Raw genomic sequence first — 17,052 nt, 5'->3', positions numbered from 1 at the left:
GGCGAACTTTTTGCCAGCCCGCAACATACGCGAGCAGCCTTGCTGCGAACCTGATGCCTCAGGAGAACGTCGCTCTGCTCGCGCCTATAAAAACAACGCCGGAACCTAACCGATGAGTGTCAGCAACCCTACCTTGATCACCTTCGTGATCTACATCGCCGCGATGGTCCTCATAGGACTCATGGCCTACCGCTCCACCAATAATCTCTCGGACTACATTCTCGGCGGGCGCAGCCTCGGCAGTGTGGTCACGGCGCTTTCAGCCGGTGCATCGGACATGAGCGGCTGGCTGCTCATGGGCTTGCCGGGCGCGATTTACATGTCCGGTCTGTCGGAAAGCTGGATCGCCATCGGGCTGATCATCGGGGCCTACCTGAACTGGCTGTTCGTTGCCGGTCGCCTGCGGGTACAGACCGAGCACAACGGCGATGCGCTGACCCTCCCGGATTACTTCTCCAGCCGCTTTGAAGACAACAGCGGCCTGCTGCGGGTGATTTCCGCCATCGTGATTCTGGTGTTCTTCACGATCTACTGCGCCTCCGGCATCGTCGCTGGCGCGCGGCTGTTCGAAAGCACGTTCGGGATGTCCTACGAAACCGCCTTGTGGGCCGGCGCTGCGGCGACGATCGCCTACACCTTCATCGGCGGCTTCCTGGCCGTCAGCTGGACAGACACCGTGCAAGCCACCCTGATGATCTTCGCGCTGATCCTTACGCCGATCATCGTGCTGCTGGCGACCGGTGGCGTCGACACCACGTTCATGGCCATCGAAGCGCAGGACCCGAGCAACTTCGACATGCTCAAGAACACCACCTTCATCGGCGTCATTTCGCTGATGGGCTGGGGCCTAGGCTACTTCGGTCAGCCGCACATCCTGGCGCGTTTCATGGCCGCTGACTCGGTCAGGTCGATTGCCAAGGCCCGCCGTATTTCCATGACCTGGATGATCCTCTGTCTGGGTGGCACCGTTGCCGTGGGTTTCTTCGGCATCGCGTACTTTTCGGCGCATCCGGAGGTGGCAGGGCCCGTGACTGAAAACCACGAGCGCGTCTTCATCGAGCTGGCCAAGATCCTGTTCAATCCGTGGATCGCCGGTGTGCTGCCGTCGGCGATTCTTGCGGCGGTCATGAGCACGCTGAGCTGTCAGTTGCTGGTCTGTTCAAGTGCGCTGACCGAAGACTTCTACAAAGCCTTTCTGCGCAAAAGCGCGTCCCAGACAGAGCTGGTGTGGGTAGGCCGGGCCATGGTGCTGCTGGTTGCGCTGATCGCGATCGCCTTGGCCGCAAATCCTGAAAACCGCGTGCTGGGTCTGGTCAGCTACGCCTGGGCAGGGTTCGGCGCGGCATTCGGGCCAGTGGTGCTGATCTCGGTGATCTGGAAAGGCATGACCCGCAACGGCGCGCTGGCGGGGATTCTCGTCGGCGCGATTACCGTCGTGGTGTGGAAGCACTTCGAGCTGCTGGGCCTGTACGAAATCATCCCCGGCTTCATCTTCGCCAGCATCGCGATCGTGCTGTTCAGCGTCGTCGGTAAAGGCCCGACGCCGGGCATGCTGACGCGCTTCGAAGCAGCAGAAAAAGAGTACAAGGCGGCGTAAAGGCCGCCTGCTCAAAGCCCGCGCGACGTCAACGCTCGGGCTCTTGAGCGACCGCACCCGATTTAGTTGTGGTCGGCGTCCAGGTTGAAGAACATGGTCTTGCCGCCTTCGCTGGTATAGCCAGTGTGATCCTGGGTATAGACCCCGGCCTTGAAGTAAAGCTGCTGTTTACTCCAGGTGGCGCTGATCCGGTCGTTCCAGCCCATCCCGTGGGCGGTCACGCTGAGCAACCCGGCTTTATTCAGGTGGATCACGTAATTGAACGTCTCGTTCAGGCTGACGTTTTCCGCCACCGTGATTACGCGCGCTTTTTTGTCGTCGGGGTGATAGCGGACCTTGGCGACGATGTTGCCCATGTGCGTCGCTTCCAGGTACTGATATTCGACCTTCAGCAGGGGCTGCGTGCTTTCGTAGACGTGGATTTGACCGATGACCACCCTGCCGGAGGACGGCACCTGAAGGACCTTGAGCTTGGCATTCAGGTAATTGTCGGCGTCCTGGTAGTACCAGTTGTGCAGCGTGCCGTTGGACCAGGTCTCGCGCAATTCGGTACGTGGGTAGATCGCATTGGCGGTCTTGCTTCCGGTGACCGGTGCCCAGAATGTGATGTTCGATGAGCCGGACTTGAAGTACTTGCCGTCGTAACCTTGAAGCAGTTGTTGTGTCTCGATAGTGGCGGGGGGCGAGCCCACTGGAATGCTCAGATTCCACGTTCCCAAATCAATCATGTCTAGTCGTCCGATATGTCTCATTGCCAGCAAAGTTGCGGGCGAAAGGGGGTTGGGGGCAGCTTTTTATACGGTTCCACGGCGCGTTTGTTAACGTGAATCTGTCGGATGGTTGACGTCAAAGTGCCGCTATTTGAGCCGCAGCGCAGAGTTCTCCTGACATTCAGCGCCGTTACCGTTAGTCGGTTGGATGGCACTTTTTGGATGGCGCTACTATGGCCGCCTTCTTTTTTCCCCAATCGAAGCTAGAGTAATGGCCTATCAGGCCCTCAGCGGGGACGTTCCCCGGGCAGTAAAGTGAATGATGAGTAGCAGCATGGAATGCGTGCAGTCCCTGCCACTAAGTGGCAAATCAGTATTGTTGGTTGTTGATGATTACCCGGAAAATCTGGTGACCATGTGCGCAGTCCTGCAGCGACAGGACCGGGAAATCATCACCGCCGCCTCAGGCATGGAAGCGTTGGGTATTTTGCTGGACCGAGATGTCGATCTGGTGCTGCTTGATGTGCAGATGCCGGACATGGATGGTTTCGAAGTCGCCCGCCTTATGCGTGGCAGTCTGCGAACGCGGTTGACGCCGATCATCTTCCTCACTGCCAACGAACAATCCCGCGACTCGGTGCACAAGGGCTACGCCAGCGGCGCAGTCGATTACCTGTTCAAGCCCTTCGATCCCAATATTCTCAGGCCCAAGGTTCAGGCGCTTCTGGAGCAGCAGCACAATCGGCGTGCCCTGCAGAAGCTGAGCCGCGAGCTGGAATCGGCGAGGGCATTCAACGCCTCGGTGCTGGCGAACGTGGCCGAAGGCATTCTTGTGGTGTCCGAAGACGGCGTTGTCAGTTTCGCCAATCCGGCGATCTGCCGCTTGCTGGGCATGACTGACGGCGAACTGCGCGGCACCGCGTTGCGCGCCTATTTGCACGAGCCCAGCGTCGGGGAATGGGTCGACTCCGGCTTTTATCATCACTATCGCCGTGCTGACACCTACCGCGTCCACGACGCCGTGTTGCGAACACCCGAGGGGCGTCAGGTCCCGGTTTCGTTGTCCTGCGCGCCGCTGCCCGCCGAGCAGCGTGCCATGGTGCTCAGCGTGCTCGACATGTCAGTGGTGCGTGACCTCTACAGTCAGCTCGAGCACCAGGCCGTGACGGATTCGCTCACCGGTCTGCTGAACCGCCGTGGTTTCTATCAGACGGTCGAAGGGATGCTGCTGCGCAATGAGCATGCGGGCAAATACCTGGTTGTGCTGTACCTGGACCTCGACGGCTTCAAGGATGTGAACGACTCTCTGGGCCATGACGCCGGCGATCAGGTGTTGCAGTGGGTCGGCGCGCAGTTGAAAGACTGCCTGCGTCCTTACGACGTGCTTGCGCGGATGGGCGGCGACGAGTTCGTGGTGGTCATCGACGGGCTGGATTTCCCCGAACACGCTGCCAAGGTCGCCGAAAAGCTGATCGAGCGTGTGTCCGCGCGGCGTTTGGTGGACGGGGTCGAAGCCACGCTGGGAGCCAGTATCGGCATCGCGGTCTACCCGGACTGCGGCGCCAATCTGGATGGCCTGCTGCGTGCGGCGGACATTGCCATGTACGAAGCCAAGCGGGCAGGGCGTCAGCAATATCGTTTTTTCGATCAGTACATGAACGGTCGCGCGCGCTCGCGTCTGATGCTCGAAGAGAGCGTGCGCACGGCAATCGACGGCAAAGACTTTTCCATGGTCTACCAGCCGCAGGTCAATGTCGTCACCGGCAAGACCCGGGGCTTCGAGGCGCTGCTGCGCTGGCACCATCCGGACGCGGGCGACGTGCCGTCAGGCGTGTTCATCCCACTGCTGGAAGAGACGCGGCTGATCAACAAGCTCGGCAGCTGGATTTTCGAGCAGGGTGCGGCGCAGCGCCAACGCTGGAGCGACGTATTCCCGGACGATCTGATCATGAGCGTCAGCGTGAGCCCGGCGCAATTCAGCCTGCCCAATCTCGCGGCCGAGCTGCAACGTGCGATGCAGATACATGGCCTGAAACCCCGGCAGCTGGAAATCGAGCTCACCGAGCCATCGCTTGTCCATAACCTGGTGCACAGTCGCAAGCAGCTGCAGAACCTGCATGACATCGGCGTGCGGGTGTCGCTGGATGATTTCGGTGCAGGCGACAGCTCCCTTGCCCACCTGCGCAACCTCGATCTGGACACTCTGAAGCTCGATCGGCACTTCATTGGCGGCATGCTGGGATCGCCCCGAGACCTGGCCGTCGCGCGCAGCATCATTGACCTGTGTCGCATGCTCGATATCGAGGTGATTGCCGAGGGCGTCGAAACCTACGAGCAGTATGAGTGGCTGGTCGACAACGGCTGCCAGATCATTCAGGGCTTTCTCATCGCTCACCCGATGCCGCCCCTGGAGGCAGAGCGTTTCGTCGAGCCGGTCGACCTGCCGATCGCGTTACAGCTGCTCGGCCAGGACTGACGCGGTAGACTCGCGCTTTTCCTGCGACCCGGTTCGACCATGACTGTCACCACGCCCATGCCGCTCAAATACCTGCAGGCCTATCCCGAAGGCCTGCAGGATCAGGTTCGGCAACTGATCGCGCAGAACCGGCTGACGGATTATCTGCAGCAGCGTTACCCGGATCGTCACGAAATCCAGAGCGACAAGGCGCTGTATGCCTACGCCCTGTCGCTCAAACAGGAATACCTGCGCAACGCGCCAAACATCGACAAAGTGCTGTTCGACAACCGCCTCGACCTGACCCACCGAGCGCTGGGCCTGCATACCACGGTGTCGCGGGTGCAGGGCGGCAAGCTCAAGTCCAAAAAGGAAATCCGGGTGGCGGCGTTGTTCAAGGAGGCGGCGCCGCAGTTTCTGAAGATGATCGTGGTCCACGAACTGGCGCATTTCAAAGAGTCGGACCACAACAAGGCGTTTTATCAATTGTGCGAACACATGCAGCCGGGCTATCACCAGTTGGAATTCGACCTGCGCATCTACCTGACCTGGCGAGACATGCAGACGGCCGTGCGCTGATCAACCGCTAACGCTTTTCAAGGAAGTTTTGATGGAAGTCAGCAAGACCAAGAGCAGTTTTTATCGCCGCCTGTATGTGGCGTATCTGATCGACAGCGGCATCGCCAGCAGCGTCCCGGCCCTGACCGACGTCACCGGCATGCCCCGTCGCACCGCCCAGGACACCATTGCGGCGCTGGCTGATCTGGATATTGTCTGCGAGTTCGAGCAACTTGATGGCGCCCGCAATCATGCCGGCGGTTACCGGGTTCGTGACTGGGGCGCGATTGACCGTCGCTGGATCGAAGGGAATCTGCAGACCATCAAGACGGTGCTGGGGTATCCGTGACGTCGTGTCAGGGGCGTTGATTCAAGAGCTTCCCGGCTAAAGCCGGTCCTACAACGGTCCTACAACTGGTCCTACAAGTCGTCCGAGTCCGGATGGATCCGGCCCGGCAAGAGCCATCGGGGTTCAGATGCCGGATCAGTCCAGATCGCGACGCATGCTGATGTGAGGAATGCCGTCCTCGACGTAGACCTCGCCCACCGGATTGAAACCGTAGCGGCTGTAGTAGCCCTGCAAATGCGCCTGGGCCGAGAGGAATATCGGCTGGTCCGGCCATTGGAGCTCAGCGTGCTTCAGCGCCTGAACCATCAGCTCATGGCCCATTCCCTTGTTGCGCATCGATGGTGCAGTTACCACCCGGCCGATGGTCACGTCACCGTTCTGCTGAATCGGGTCCAGCAGGCGCAGGTAAGCGACCAGCTGATCATCCTGCCAAGCCATCAGATGGCAGGTATCGCCCAGCAAATCCTGACCGTCGACGTCCAGATACCAGCATTTCTGCTCCACCACGAACACTTGCGCCCTCAGTTGCAGGATGGCGTACAGCTGCTCTTTTCCAAGGTCGGTATGGTGTTTGCAAATCCAGTTGATAGACATGACGCCGGCCTGCGAGAAGAAGTGGATGCCGGATACTAAACGCATATCGGCGCAAGCCCAAATTCGGGGCAAACCGGGCGAGACGGAGGGTGCGGTTAACGGTGTGTCATTTTGTTGAACTGCTGCACAAACATCACAGTGTTACCAGTTGTGCAAAGCTCAAAATGAGTCTTCACTGAAGGCCAGTTGCCACAAGGAAGCTGAGCATGATGCGTTTGCTGTGCGCCGCAGGGCTGTTGGGAATGATGCTGATAGCCCAAGGCGCGGTCGCGCAGACATTGCGTCTCGCCGGCGATGCGTGGGCGCCCTATGCCGACGTGTCATTGCTGCACGACGGGCTTTCCACTGACCTGATTCGCACGGCGCTGGGTCGCGCCGGTTACGACACCGAATACGAACAAGTCCCGTGGGCGCGGGCGATTCATGGGCTGAGCGAAGGGCGGTATGACATCGTCATCAACGCCTGGTACAGCGAAGACCGCACGCGCATTGGCGTGTTCTCCGCGCCTTACCTGATCAACCGCCTGCGTTTTCTGAAACGCAAAGACGCCTCCATTGAATTTCAGACCCTGTCCCAGCTGCACGGCTATTCGATTGCAGTGGTGCGCGGCTACGCCTATTCGCCGGAATTCGACGCCGATGCCAACCTGGAAAAGGTGCCGGTGGCGAGTTTCTCGATCGCCGTCAGGATGCTCGCTGCGGGCAGGGTCGACTTGACGGTGGAAGACGAGTACGCGGCGCGGTTTGCCCTCAAACGCGAGCCTGCAGACGTGCAGGCCGACGTCGATTTCCTGCCCAAATCACTCAGCGAAAACAGTCTGCATGTGCTGGTGAGCCTCAAGCGGGCGGATCACCAGCAGATCGTTATGGATTTCGACAAGGCGATCGCCGACATGAAAGCGGACGGCACGTACGACAAGCTCATCAAGCTGCACGGTCTGTGATGTCGGGTTCTTTGACCGGCTCTTTGATCAAGTGCGCCGCCAGCGTGCGCAGTGGGCCTAGCTGACGGCAGATCAGCGCCAGTTGGGTTTGCACCAGCCGTTGGCCTTCATCGATTTCTTCCGGCATCTGTTCCAGGCTCGTCGCCAGCGCTTCTTCGGCATCGCTTTGCACGGCAACCGGCTCACGCATCGCCAGGCTTTGGGCGATCTCATCGATGCTCGCGGCAAGGCTTGCTGCGGCGCCCTCGATCAGTTGCTCGCGCACTTCAGGCGGCAGCGGTGCGTCGCGGTGCGCGCCCAGCCCCGACAGGTAACTGAGCAGGGTGTGTGACAGCACCAGAAAGCGAAAACCGACGTCGGCCTCTTTGCGGAAATGCCCCGGCTCCATGAGCATGTTGGCCAGTGTGGTGGACAGCGCCGCGTCGGCGTTATGGGCGTTGCGGCGGGCCAGTCGATAGGCGAGGTCGTCGCTCTTGCCGTTCGCGTATTGCTGCATGATCTGGCGCAGGTAAATGCTGTTGCACGACAGCGTGTTGGCCAGCACCTTGTTGAGCCGGCGACCTTGCCAGTCCGGCAGGAACAGGAACACTGCCAGGCCGGCGATCAGGCTGCCCAGCAGCGTGTCCAGCAAGCGCGGCAGGAACACGCCGTAACCGTCGCCGACCTGATTGAAGCAGAACAGAATCATCACCGTGATCGCCGCCGTCGACAGCGTGTAGCGCGTGGTCCGGTTGACGAAGAACACCACGCCGGCCAGCACCGCGCACATCGATTGCAGGACTGGCGTGGTGATCAGGTCAAACAGAATCCAGCCCGCCGTCAGGCCAATGGCCGTGCCGATGATGCGCTGCCCGAGTTTGCGTCGCGTGGCGCCGTAGCTGGGCTGGCAGACGAACACCGTGGTGAGGATGATCCAGTACCCCTGGGACGGGTGAATCAGGTGAACCATGATGTAGCCGATGACCAGCGCCAACGGCAGGCGCAGGGCGTGACGGAACAGCAGCGAGGTCGGCGTCAGTTGCAGGCGCAGGCGCGTCCAGACGTCTTTGAGGTTGCGCGGTGAGCGGTCCAGCAGGCTGCTGTCGGTGGCGTCGGCCAGGGCGTCGGGATTGCTCGCATCGCTGAGCAGCCGGTCGAGGGTGCCAAGGTTATTGGCCAGCGCCCGCAACGAACGCAGCAGCCCGCGCCACGCCGGATTGCTCTGAATCCGAAGGTGTTCGAGGGAGGCGCGCAGATCATTCAGCGCGTGGGCGAAGCTGTCGTCATAGATGAACGGCTGGCGCAGCTGGATCGACGCCGACAGGTCACGGCAGGCGCGGCCTTGCTGGCGCAGCAGGCGCTGGCAGCGAAACAATACGTCGCTATGAAAAAACGCTTCGGCCAGGGAGTTGTAGGGATAGTGCGACGAACTGGCCCGTTCGTGGATGTCCTGGGCCAGAAAGTACAGCTTCAGGTAGCGACTGACCTTCGAGCCCGGCCGACCGCTGCCGACGCGGTTAAGGATGATTTCCTTGGTCACGTTGAGCGCGCCGACGACCTTGCCGTTCTGTTTGGCAAGCTCCAGGCGCTTGGCTTCAATATCCAGGGTACGAATCGGCTCGAACAGCTCTGATTTGAGCTTCAGGTACAGGCCCAGCTCGCGAAACAGTCGGGCCAGCGCCTGCTGCACCGGCTGATTGGAAAACAGCATCTGCCACAGCACCGACAGCAGGCCGTACCACGCGGCGCCTGCGACCAGCAGCATGGGTTCGTGCCAGAAATCGGTGACTTCCCCGCCGCGCTGATCGACGCCGATCATGGTGTAGACCGAGAGAATCAGCGTCGCGTAGGCAATCGCGCCATAGCGCTCACCCAGCGCGCCGAGCATCGTCAGGCAGAACGCCGCGAAGGCAAACGCGCAGATGAACACCACGGGGTAGGGGAACAGCAGCTCCACGGACAGCGCCGCGATGCTGAAACACACCAGCGTCACGGCCAGCGCATTGAGGCGGCCTTGCCAGCTGTCATCGGTCTCCGACAGGGCGCTGGCGATAATCCCGAGGAACAGCGGGATCAACTGGGACATCTCGTTCTGGTACCAGCACAGCGCCATGCTGCCGGTCAGCGCGATGAAAACCCGCACGCTGTAGGAAAACTTGTCCAGCGCCCAGAGACGGCGGAATGTATTGCGCAACGATGTCGATGCCATGAACGCTGACGGCCTTGTTCGCGATTGATTTTGCTGAGGGATATGTACAGCGCCGGATGCGCGCTGTACATCCGGTTAGCAAAATTTATTCCGAGGCGCCTCCGATCCTGCTGGCGAACACAAACCTGTGGGAGTGAGCTTGCTCACGAAGGCTGAGGACCGGTCTCTGGAGATGTATCGACTGCACCGGCCTATTCGTGAGCAAGCTCACTCCCACGGATCGGGGTCGGCAGCTGTCGTAGCGGGCCTCCCTGATAAGTGTCAGACGAATTGCGCCGCCGCATACGCTGACGCCCAGGCCCACTGGAAGTTGAAACCGCCCAGATGCCCACTGACATCCAGCACCTCGCCGACGAAGTAGAGGCCCGGCGATTTAAGGGATTCCATGGTCTTCGACGACACTTCACGGGTGTCGATGCCGCCCAGTGTCACTTCCGCCGTGCGATACCCTTCGGTGCCCGCCGGTACCACCTGCCAGCTCGCCAGTTTGGTGGCGATGTCGGCCAGTTTGGCGTGGGTGTACTGCTTCATCGGCTTGGACACGAACCACTGCTCTGCAATCAGGTTGGCCATTTTCTTGGTGAAAATCTCGCCGAGCAGCGTCTTCAATTCACTGTTCGGGCGTTCGGCCTGTTGCTCGGTCAGCCAGCTGGGGGCGTCGTGGTCGGGCATCAGGTTGATTTCCACCGTGTCGCCCGGCTGCCAGAAAGACGAGATCTGCAGAATCGCCGGCCCACTCAGACCGCGGTGGGTGAACAGGATGTTTTCGCGAAAGCTGACGTCGTTACAGCTCACCAGGCAGTCGACCGACGTGCCGGTCAGCTCGGTGCACAGCTCTTTCAACTGATCGGTGATGGTGAACGGCACCAGGCCCGCCCGGGTAGGCAACAGCGTATGGCCGAATTGCTTGCCGACCTGATAACCGAAACCGGTCGCCCCCAGCGTTGGAATCGACAGGCCGCCCGTGGCAATCACCAGCGACTCGCAACGGAGTTCGCCCAGAGTGGTTTTCAGCAGATAACCGCTGTCGGCTTTCTCGATGCTCTGCACCGAGGTGTCCATGTGCAGACTCACGCCAGCGGTGTCGCATTCGGCGAGCAGCAGATTGAGGATGTCGCTGGACTTGTTATCGCAGAACAACTGGCCGAGTTTCTTCTCGTGGTACGGCACGCCGTGCTTGCCCACCAGTTCGATGAAGTCCCACTGGGTATAGCGGGCCAGCGCCGATTTGCAGAAATGCGGGTTCTGCGAGAGGAAGTTGGCGGGCTCGGTGTACAGGTTGGTGAAGTTGCAGCGCCCGCCGCCCGACATGAGGATTTTCTTGCCCGGCTTGTTGGCGTGGTCGATCAGCATGACCTTGCGCCCGCGCTGGGCGGCCGTGAATGCACACATCAAACCTGCGGCGCCGGCGCCGATGATCACAACGTCAGTAACGGGCAAAGCGGTGTCCTCTAACAGCTATTGATCTATGTAAGTTGCGCTGACGCCTTCGCGAGCAAGCTCGCTCCCACAGGGAGTCATGATGTCGCTCACTTGTAGGTGAACTCCACCCCCCGCTGGTTCGCGGGGTCTCCGTGGGAGCGAGCTTGCTCGCGAATGGGCGTGATGCGGTGTTGCGGATAATTACAGAATCCGAACGCGCAGCGATTTGCCCTTGATTTTGCCGTTGTTCAAACGCTCCAGTGCCTGCTTGGCCATGCTGCGTTCCACGGCGACGTAGGCCTGGAAATCAAAGATCGCGATCTTGCCCACCTGAGTGCCTGGAATGCCTGCCTCGCCGGTCAGCGCGCCCAGAATGTCGCCAGGGCGCAGCTTGTCTTTGCGGCCGGAACCGATGCACAGCGTCGTCATCGGCGGCAGCAGCTTGCCGCCTTCCTTGCGCTCCAGTTGGTCGTACTGCTGCCAGTTGAGCGGCGCTTTCTGCAGCTCTTCAACGGCGCGGGCGCGCTGGCTTTCGCCGGGAGCAACGAGGCTGACTGCGATGCCGGTCTCACCCGCACGACCGGTACGGCCGACCCGGTGAATGTGGATTTCCGAATCCCGCGCCAATTCGACGTTGAGCACCATGTCCAGACCATCGATGTCCAGACCGCGCGCGGCGACGTCGGTGGCCACCAGCACCGAGGTGCTGCGGTTGGCGAACATCGCCAGCACCTGATCGCGATCACGCTGTTCCAGATCGCCATGCAGACCGACAGCGGACATGCCTTTGGCGGTCAGGTGATCGACCACTTCCTGAACCTGCTGCTTGGTGAAGCAGAACGCCACGCAGGACTGCGGACGGAAATGATCGAGCACACGGACCACCGCTTCGAGGCGTTGCTCGGGGGAGATTTCGTAGAAGATCTGTTCGATCTGGCTGTCGGCGTGGAGCGCTTCGACCTTGACGGTCTGCGGGTCACGCATGAATTTCGAGGACAGCTGCTTGATGCCGACCGGATAAGTGGCCGAGAACAGCAGAGTCTGGCGACGCTTGGGCGTCTGCTCGATGATGTCGGCGATGGCGTCGTAGAAACCCATGTCGAGCATGCGGTCGGCTTCGTCCAGCACCAGCGTGTTCAGGCCGTCCAGTACCAGCGAACCCTTGCGCAGATGCTGCTGAATGCGACCCGGCGTGCCGACGATGATGTGCGCGCCGTGCTCCAGCGAGCCGATTTGCGGGCCGAACGACACGCCGCCGCAGAGGGTCAGGACTTTGATGTTGTCTTCGGAACGCGCCAGACGACGGATTTCCTTGGCCACCTGGTCGGCCAGCTCGCGGGTTGGGCAGAGCACCAACGCCTGGCAGCCGAAGTAGCGCGGATTGATCGGATTGAGCAGGCCGATGCCGAATGCAGCGGTCTTGCCGGAGCCTGTCTTGGCCTGCGCAATCAGGTCCATCCCCTTGACGATCACCGGCAGGCTCTGCGCCTGAATCGGCGTCATCTCGGCATAACCAAGGGACTCCAGGTTAGCCAGCATGGCGGCGGAAAGGGGCAGTGAGTTAAAAGCGGTGTTAGTCACGGGACGGGCCTGCAAAACAAAATGTCGCGCAGTGTATCAGGTCGCGGCCCCCGCCTTGGGGGCGCGCGCGATAAATGGTGAGTCAATCACGCCTCGATCTCGGGCTCCGGTTGCGGTTTGCGCGCCGGTGCTTCGGGGGCCATGCGGGGCGACAGCTGCAGGAAGATCGACGCCGCCAGCATCGCCAGCACGCCGACGCACAGGAAGGTCAGCTGAAACGCGCCGAGTACGTCGCTGACGTCGCCCGTGGCCACGTCGTCGCTGAACCCGCCGAGCAACGCCGCCGCACAGGCGACGCCGAGACTCAGGGACAACTGCGCAACTACTGACAGCAGACTGTTGCCGCTGGCGGCACTGGCGTCATCGAGATCGATCAGCGTCACCGCGTTCATCGCCGAGAACTGCAGCGAGTTCACCCCGCCCAGAAACGCCAGATGAATCAGCAGCAGCCAGTACGGCGTGTCGGCAGTGACCAGCGCCATGCTCGCCAGCAGAATACCCAGCAGCAGCGTGTTACCGGTCAGCACGATGCGATAACCCAATCGCTCGATAGCTTTGGTTGCCAGCGGCTTGGCGAACATCGCCGCAAGGGCCAGGGGAATCATGCTCATACCGGCGTGAGAAGGCGAGTAACCCAGGGCGACTTGCAACATCAGCGGCAGCAGGAACGGCAGGGCGCCGCTGCCCAGTCGGGCAAACAGATTGCCCATGATGCCCACCGCAAAACTGCGGGTTTTGAACAGCCGAGCAGAGAACAATGGCGCTTCCACGTGACTGGCGCGCAACCAGTACGCCGCCAGACACGCCATGCCGCCAAACAGCAGCATCACCACACGCAAGTGCGGGAGGTTCAGTTCGCCAAGCCCTTCCATGGCAATCGTGATCAGCACCATCGAGGCGCCAAACAACCCAAACCCCGCCAGATCGAAGCGCGTGCGTCCGCCGCCTTGGAGATCGGGGATGAACTTGCGCACGGCGAAGCAGCCGAGAATCCCCACCGGCAGGTTGATCAGGAAGATCCAGTGCCAGCTCAGGTATTCCACCAGCCAGCCGCCGACCGTCGGGCCCATCAGCGGGCCAAGCAGGGCGGGCATGGTGATGAAGCTCAAGGTGCGCACCAGCTCGGTTCGGGGATAGGCGCGCAGCACGATGAGCCGGCCGACCGGCATCATCAACGCACCGCCGAGGCCCTGAATCACCCGTGCGCCCACCAGCATGCCGAGGGAGTTGGACACCGCGCACAGTAACGAACCGAAGCTGAACAGCAGGATGGCGCTGAAGAAGATGCGCTTGATGCCGAAACGGTCGGAAATCCAGCCCGACGCCGGAATCAGCAGGGCGATGGTCAGCATGTAAGCGATGATCACCGACTGCATGCGCAGCGGGTTTTCCGCCAGCGAGCCGGCCATGGAAGGCAGCGCGGTGTTGAGGATCGTGCCGTCCAGGCTTTGCATGAAAAAGGCGATGGCAATGACCCATGGCATCCAGCGCAGGGTGCGGGCGTCCAGCTGCGGTGTTGAGGTCGGCATGTGGATCGAGGGTCCTTGTGGTTGCTCGTGCTTGATCGATTGTTGCTATCGCGGGCTGCCTGTCGCGCGGCAGGTCCCGCTTGTGGTCGCATTCCGTAGGAGCCGGCTTGCTGGCGAACGCATTAAATCAGACACCCTTGAGGTGACTGACCACCGCTTTCGCCAGCAAGCCGGCTCCCACAGGTAGACGTCGGCGTTACAGCGTCAGCGTCAACCCACTCAGCAGCGCGCCCGGCAGCAGATTCGAGGCGGTCTGGCGCTGACTGTAGGTGCTCGTCGACAGCAGGAGTTCCCTTTCTGTGGTCAGTTGTTCCAGTGCCGTGCCCAGCAGGCTGAAGAGACTGTCGTCGAAGCGCATGGTGTTGACCGGTGCCTTGATCTGCCCGTCTTCCACCCAGAACGTGGCGAAGCGCGTCATTCCGGTGATGCGCCCGGCGGTGCGATCCGAGAAATTCAGGTACCACAGGTTGCTGATGTACAGGCCCGTGCCCAATGCTTTCAACACCTCATCCAGCGCCAAGGAACCGCCGTCCATACTCAGCGCGCTTGGCGACTCGCCCCAGCCCGCGCCGTTGGCCACAAGGCCGTATTCGGCGGCGCTGCGCGAGTCGATCATGCGATCCCGGGCCACGCCTTCGGCCACCAGCGACAGGTCCATGCGCGGATAACCCTCGCCGGAAAACGCAGGGGACAACGAGCCGCTGACCTGCTCGTTCAGGCTCACCAACGGGCTCAACGTGGATTGGCCGTCGTACAGCCGCTGCAAGGGGCTGGTCTTGTCGGCCAGCGACTGCGCAGAGAATCCACCCCAGCACAGCATGCCCATCACTTCTTCCAGCGCGGCAGGCGCCAGATAGGCGCGGTATTGCCCGGGCGCGAGGACGTGGGCCGGGCGTCCAAGAAACGTCAATTGCTCACGGGCCAGGGCGAAGCGCCGTGCAAAGCCGTCGTCGGTCCAGGTGTGGCCGGCGTAGTTGGCTTTCACCGCCTGGCCGTTCTCGTGGAACAGGCTCCAGTCGACATTGAAGCTGTTGGCCTGATGCCAGCCCAGCGCACCGCTGGAACTGGCGAAGCCGCGATAGATCGGCCCGGCCGCGTAGATGCCGACCAGATCCAGCCCCTCGCCCAGTTGCGCGATCTGCTCGACGACATGGGCGCTGTCCGGCAACGGCGTCTCCTGCACGTTGCTGCTCTGCCACGCCTCGTCGTTCAGTTGCAGATACGGGTCTTCCGGCAACAGCGTCAGGGTTTCCCGTAACTGAAGCAGGGCTTCGCTCAGGCGTTGCTGATCCACCTCGCCGTCGCCTGACAGCGTGAGGTTAAGGTTGGCGTGACGGCCTGCGGCGATCAGCTTGAACGTCACGCTGGCCTGCTGCACGCGGCCGGCCTGACGCACTTTGGCGTGGTTGAAGCGGATAAAGTCCGACGCTTCGGCGTCGTAGCTCAAGGTATAGCGCTCGTCCGCGGTGACTGCGCCGTGCAGCCACTCGGCCAGGGCCTTGAATTGCGCTTGATGGGACATCATGCGTCACCTCCGAAAACATCAACGCTCGCGAACACGCAAGCGGGCGAGGCATGGCCCACGCGGATCACTTGATTGGGCTCGCCTTTGCCACAGTTGGGTGTGCCAAGGACCTTGAAGGTGCTGGCGTCGCCGACCGCGCTGAGGTTGCGCCAGAACTGGGCAGAGATCGCGCGGTAGTTCGGGTTCTTCACCACGCCCTTGAGTTCGCCGTTCTCGATCAACTGACCCCACTCGCAGCCGAACTGGAATTTGTTGCGCGCGTCGTCGATCGACCATGAGCGATTGGTACTCATCAAAATGCCGTGCTCGGTGTCGCCAATGAGCTGCGCCATCGACTTGTCGCCCGGCTCGATGTTGAGGTTGGCCATGCGGTCGATGGGCGCGCGGTTCCAGCTCGACGCGCGGCTGTTGGCGACGCCTTCCATACCGCTGCGGTATTGCGACAGCGCGCCGCCCAGCGGCCTCACCAGTACGCCGTCCTTGATCAGGAATTGCTTGCTCGCCGGCGTGCCATCGTCATCAAAGCCGTAGCTCGCCAGTTGCTCGGGGATCTCCGGGTCGAAGGTCACGTTGAGGAGGCTTGAGCCGTATTGCAGGCTGCCGAAGTCGCTGGCTTTGACGAAGCTGGTGCCGGCGTAATTGCGCTCGTCGCCGAGGATGCGGTCCAGCTCCAGCGGGTGGCCGATGGATTCGTGGATTTGCAGGGTCATCTGGTCGGGCGTCAGCAGCAGATCGCGCGGCCCGGTGGGCGTGTTCGGCGCCATGACCAGTTGCAGCGCCTGATCGGCAACGTTGACTGCGGCGCCAATGATCCCGCAGGACGCGATGACTTCCGCGCCCCCCTGCTGGCCGAAGTTCTCGCGACCGAGGCTGCGGGTCTGGCTGTCTTGGCCGTCGTAAGCCGTGACGGTCAGGCCAGGGAAGACGAAGCGCTGGGCCTGGCGAATCTCGGCGCCGGCGTTGTTGAGGTAGATCTGCTCGACGTTCTCAAGCCCCAGGCTCACCTGCCAGTTGACCAAGCGTTCGTCCCTGGGCACCGACGCGGATTCGGCATTGAGCAGGGCGTAGCAATCACTGAGCGATGGAAACGCGTTCTGCAGGTGGGGCGAGAGGTAATCGGCACGGGCGGTGGCGACACCGTGGTCGTGCAGGTCGAGGAGGGAATGCGGGGCCAGTTGCCGCGCTTGAATTTCCGCCTGTTCCAGCGCCGATTGAAGCCCGCGCTGGGAAATGTCGTTGGTGGCCGCATAGGCTTCGACGCCATTGACGCGCACGGTGAGCATCGCGCCTTCGTCGATGCTCAATTGCGGCGGCTCGGCAACGTTCTTGCGCACCGACAAATGCTGGCTGGTCTGTTTGACGTAACGCAGGGAGAAAAACGGGGCGCTGCTCTGCAGAGCGGCGAACCGCTGCTTGAGCTGAGCGGAGAAGTCGAACATGCAGGAAGGCTCCTTGGCGATTCGGACAGGCAACGGCCCGAATCATAGCGCGGATGATCACTGCAGCGGGGGAGGGATGGATGACACGCACACGGCGCGTGCCCATTGTGGGACCGCCTTCAGCCGAGAAAGCGCCATGTGTCACACCGCAAAGATCGAGG

At 61.5% G+C, this 17,052-nt stretch carries 13 protein-coding genes; 5 read left to right on the top strand and 8 right to left on the bottom strand.

The genetic code is table 11. From position 1 onward, the window contains the following. The first annotated feature begins 112 nt into the window (after positions 1-112). Positions 113-1,597 carry a sodium/proline symporter PutP gene (gene putP / locus M1E04_RS22545; RefSeq protein ID WP_456292069.1) on the top strand — a complete coding sequence of 495 codons (1,485 nt, stop codon included), beginning with the start codon at positions 113-115 and terminating at the stop codon, positions 1,595-1,597. 62 nt (positions 1,598-1,659) lie between these two features. Here putP and M1E04_RS22540 read toward each other — a convergent pair whose 3' ends face one another. Next, the gene (locus M1E04_RS22540) at positions 1,660-2,325 is read right to left on the bottom strand and encodes a polysaccharide lyase family 7 protein (protein ID WP_065986578.1); all 666 of its coding nucleotides are present in this window, start codon (positions 2,323-2,325) and stop codon (positions 1,660-1,662) included. A gap of 301 nt (positions 2,326-2,626) precedes the next feature. Here M1E04_RS22540 and M1E04_RS22535 point away from each other — a divergent pair, with 301 nt between their 5' ends. Genes M1E04_RS22535 through M1E04_RS22525 form a run of 3 tightly spaced genes read left to right on the top strand, consistent with a single transcriptional unit; the run spans position 2,627 to position 5,669 of the window. Further along, positions 2,627-4,783, top strand: a complete 2,157-nt coding sequence (locus tag M1E04_RS22535; protein WP_446731117.1) for a putative bifunctional diguanylate cyclase/phosphodiesterase — start codon at positions 2,627-2,629, stop codon at positions 4,781-4,783. Between the two features lie 57 nt (positions 4,784-4,840). Then, positions 4,841-5,341, top strand: a complete 501-nt coding sequence (locus M1E04_RS22530; protein WP_410928351.1) for a YgjP-like metallopeptidase domain-containing protein — start codon at positions 4,841-4,843, stop codon at positions 5,339-5,341. A gap of 31 nt (positions 5,342-5,372) precedes the next feature. Beyond that, positions 5,373-5,669 carry a winged helix-turn-helix domain-containing protein gene (locus tag M1E04_RS22525; RefSeq protein WP_192130952.1) on the top strand — a complete coding sequence of 99 codons (297 nt, stop codon included), beginning with the start codon at positions 5,373-5,375 and terminating at the stop codon, positions 5,667-5,669. Between the two features lie 135 nt (positions 5,670-5,804). Here the strand turns inward: M1E04_RS22525 and M1E04_RS22520 are convergent, their stop codons facing one another. Next, entirely contained in the window at positions 5,805-6,263 is a 459-nt protein-coding gene (locus tag M1E04_RS22520) for a GNAT family N-acetyltransferase (RefSeq protein WP_192130954.1), read from the bottom strand. 206 nt (positions 6,264-6,469) lie between these two features. Here M1E04_RS22520 and M1E04_RS22515 point away from each other — a divergent pair, with 206 nt between their 5' ends. Continuing rightward, positions 6,470-7,207, top strand: coding sequence for a substrate-binding periplasmic protein (locus M1E04_RS22515; protein ID WP_369318345.1), 738 nt, complete (start codon positions 6,470-6,472; stop codon positions 7,205-7,207). On the opposite strand, the gene yccS is transcribed toward M1E04_RS22515, so the two are convergent. From yccS to M1E04_RS22485, 6 genes are all read right to left on the bottom strand, one after another. Beyond that, the gene (gene yccS, locus M1E04_RS22510; protein ID WP_065986569.1) at positions 7,188-9,395 is read right to left on the bottom strand and encodes a YccS family putative transporter; all 2,208 of its coding nucleotides are present in this window, start codon (positions 9,393-9,395) and stop codon (positions 7,188-7,190) included. The genes M1E04_RS22515 and yccS overlap by 20 nt on opposite strands. Before the next feature lie 261 nt (positions 9,396-9,656). Continuing rightward, on the bottom strand, positions 9,657-10,835 hold the full coding sequence (locus M1E04_RS22505; protein WP_456292068.1) for an NAD(P)/FAD-dependent oxidoreductase: 1,179 nt from the start codon (positions 10,833-10,835) through the stop codon (positions 9,657-9,659). 183 nt (positions 10,836-11,018) lie between these two features. Next, positions 11,019-12,398 carry an ATP-dependent RNA helicase DbpA gene (gene dbpA / locus M1E04_RS22500; protein ID WP_296311166.1) on the bottom strand — a complete coding sequence of 460 codons (1,380 nt, stop codon included), beginning with the start codon at positions 12,396-12,398 and terminating at the stop codon, positions 11,019-11,021. 86 nt (positions 12,399-12,484) lie between these two features. Further along, positions 12,485-13,927, bottom strand: coding sequence for a multidrug transporter subunit MdtD (mdtD, locus tag M1E04_RS22495; protein WP_065986565.1), 1,443 nt, complete (start codon positions 13,925-13,927; stop codon positions 12,485-12,487). A gap of 196 nt (positions 13,928-14,123) precedes the next feature. After that, on the bottom strand, positions 14,124-15,449 hold the full coding sequence (locus M1E04_RS22490) for a TldD/PmbA family protein (protein ID WP_296311182.1): 1,326 nt from the start codon (positions 15,447-15,449) through the stop codon (positions 14,124-14,126). Then, entirely contained in the window at positions 15,449-16,891 is a 1,443-nt protein-coding gene (locus M1E04_RS22485; RefSeq protein ID WP_456292067.1) for a TldD/PmbA family protein, read from the bottom strand. Before M1E04_RS22485 ends, M1E04_RS22490 begins: the two co-directional genes overlap by 1 nt. Between the last annotated feature and the right edge of the window lie 161 nt (positions 16,892-17,052).

The sequence above is a fragment of the Pseudomonas sp. AK106 genome (genome assembly GCF_053903055.1).
The sequence above is the reverse complement of the archived record's forward strand: the minus strand, read 5'-3'. Positions and strand labels throughout refer to the sequence as shown.

Excerpts from the sequence above, each read along its gene's own strand:
- M1E04_RS22490 (WP_296311182.1), bottom strand. The coding sequence starts at position 15,449 with ATGTCCCATCAAGCGCAATTCAAGGCCCTGGCCGAGTGGCTGCACGGC.
- M1E04_RS22515 (WP_369318345.1), top strand. The coding sequence starts at position 6,470 with ATGATGCGTTTGCTGTGCGCCGCAGGGCTGTTGGGAATGATGCTGATA.
- M1E04_RS22535 (WP_446731117.1), top strand. The coding sequence starts at position 2,627 with ATGATGAGTAGCAGCATGGAATGCGTGCAGTCCCTGCCACTAAGTGGC.
- mdtD (WP_065986565.1), bottom strand. The coding sequence starts at position 13,927 with ATGCCGACCTCAACACCGCAGCTGGACGCCCGCACCCTGCGCTGGATG.
- yccS (WP_065986569.1), bottom strand. The coding sequence starts at position 9,395 with ATGGCATCGACATCGTTGCGCAATACATTCCGCCGTCTCTGGGCGCTG.
- M1E04_RS22520 (WP_192130954.1), bottom strand. The coding sequence starts at position 6,263 with ATGTCTATCAACTGGATTTGCAAACACCATACCGACCTTGGAAAAGAG.
- M1E04_RS22540 (WP_065986578.1), bottom strand. The coding sequence starts at position 2,325 with ATGATTGATTTGGGAACGTGGAATCTGAGCATTCCAGTGGGCTCGCCC.
- M1E04_RS22525 (WP_192130952.1), top strand. The coding sequence starts at position 5,373 with ATGGAAGTCAGCAAGACCAAGAGCAGTTTTTATCGCCGCCTGTATGTG.
- M1E04_RS22530 (WP_410928351.1), top strand. The coding sequence starts at position 4,841 with ATGCCGCTCAAATACCTGCAGGCCTATCCCGAAGGCCTGCAGGATCAG.
- M1E04_RS22485 (WP_456292067.1), bottom strand. The coding sequence starts at position 16,891 with ATGTTCGACTTCTCCGCTCAGCTCAAGCAGCGGTTCGCCGCTCTGCAG.
- putP (WP_456292069.1), top strand. The coding sequence starts at position 113 with ATGAGTGTCAGCAACCCTACCTTGATCACCTTCGTGATCTACATCGCC.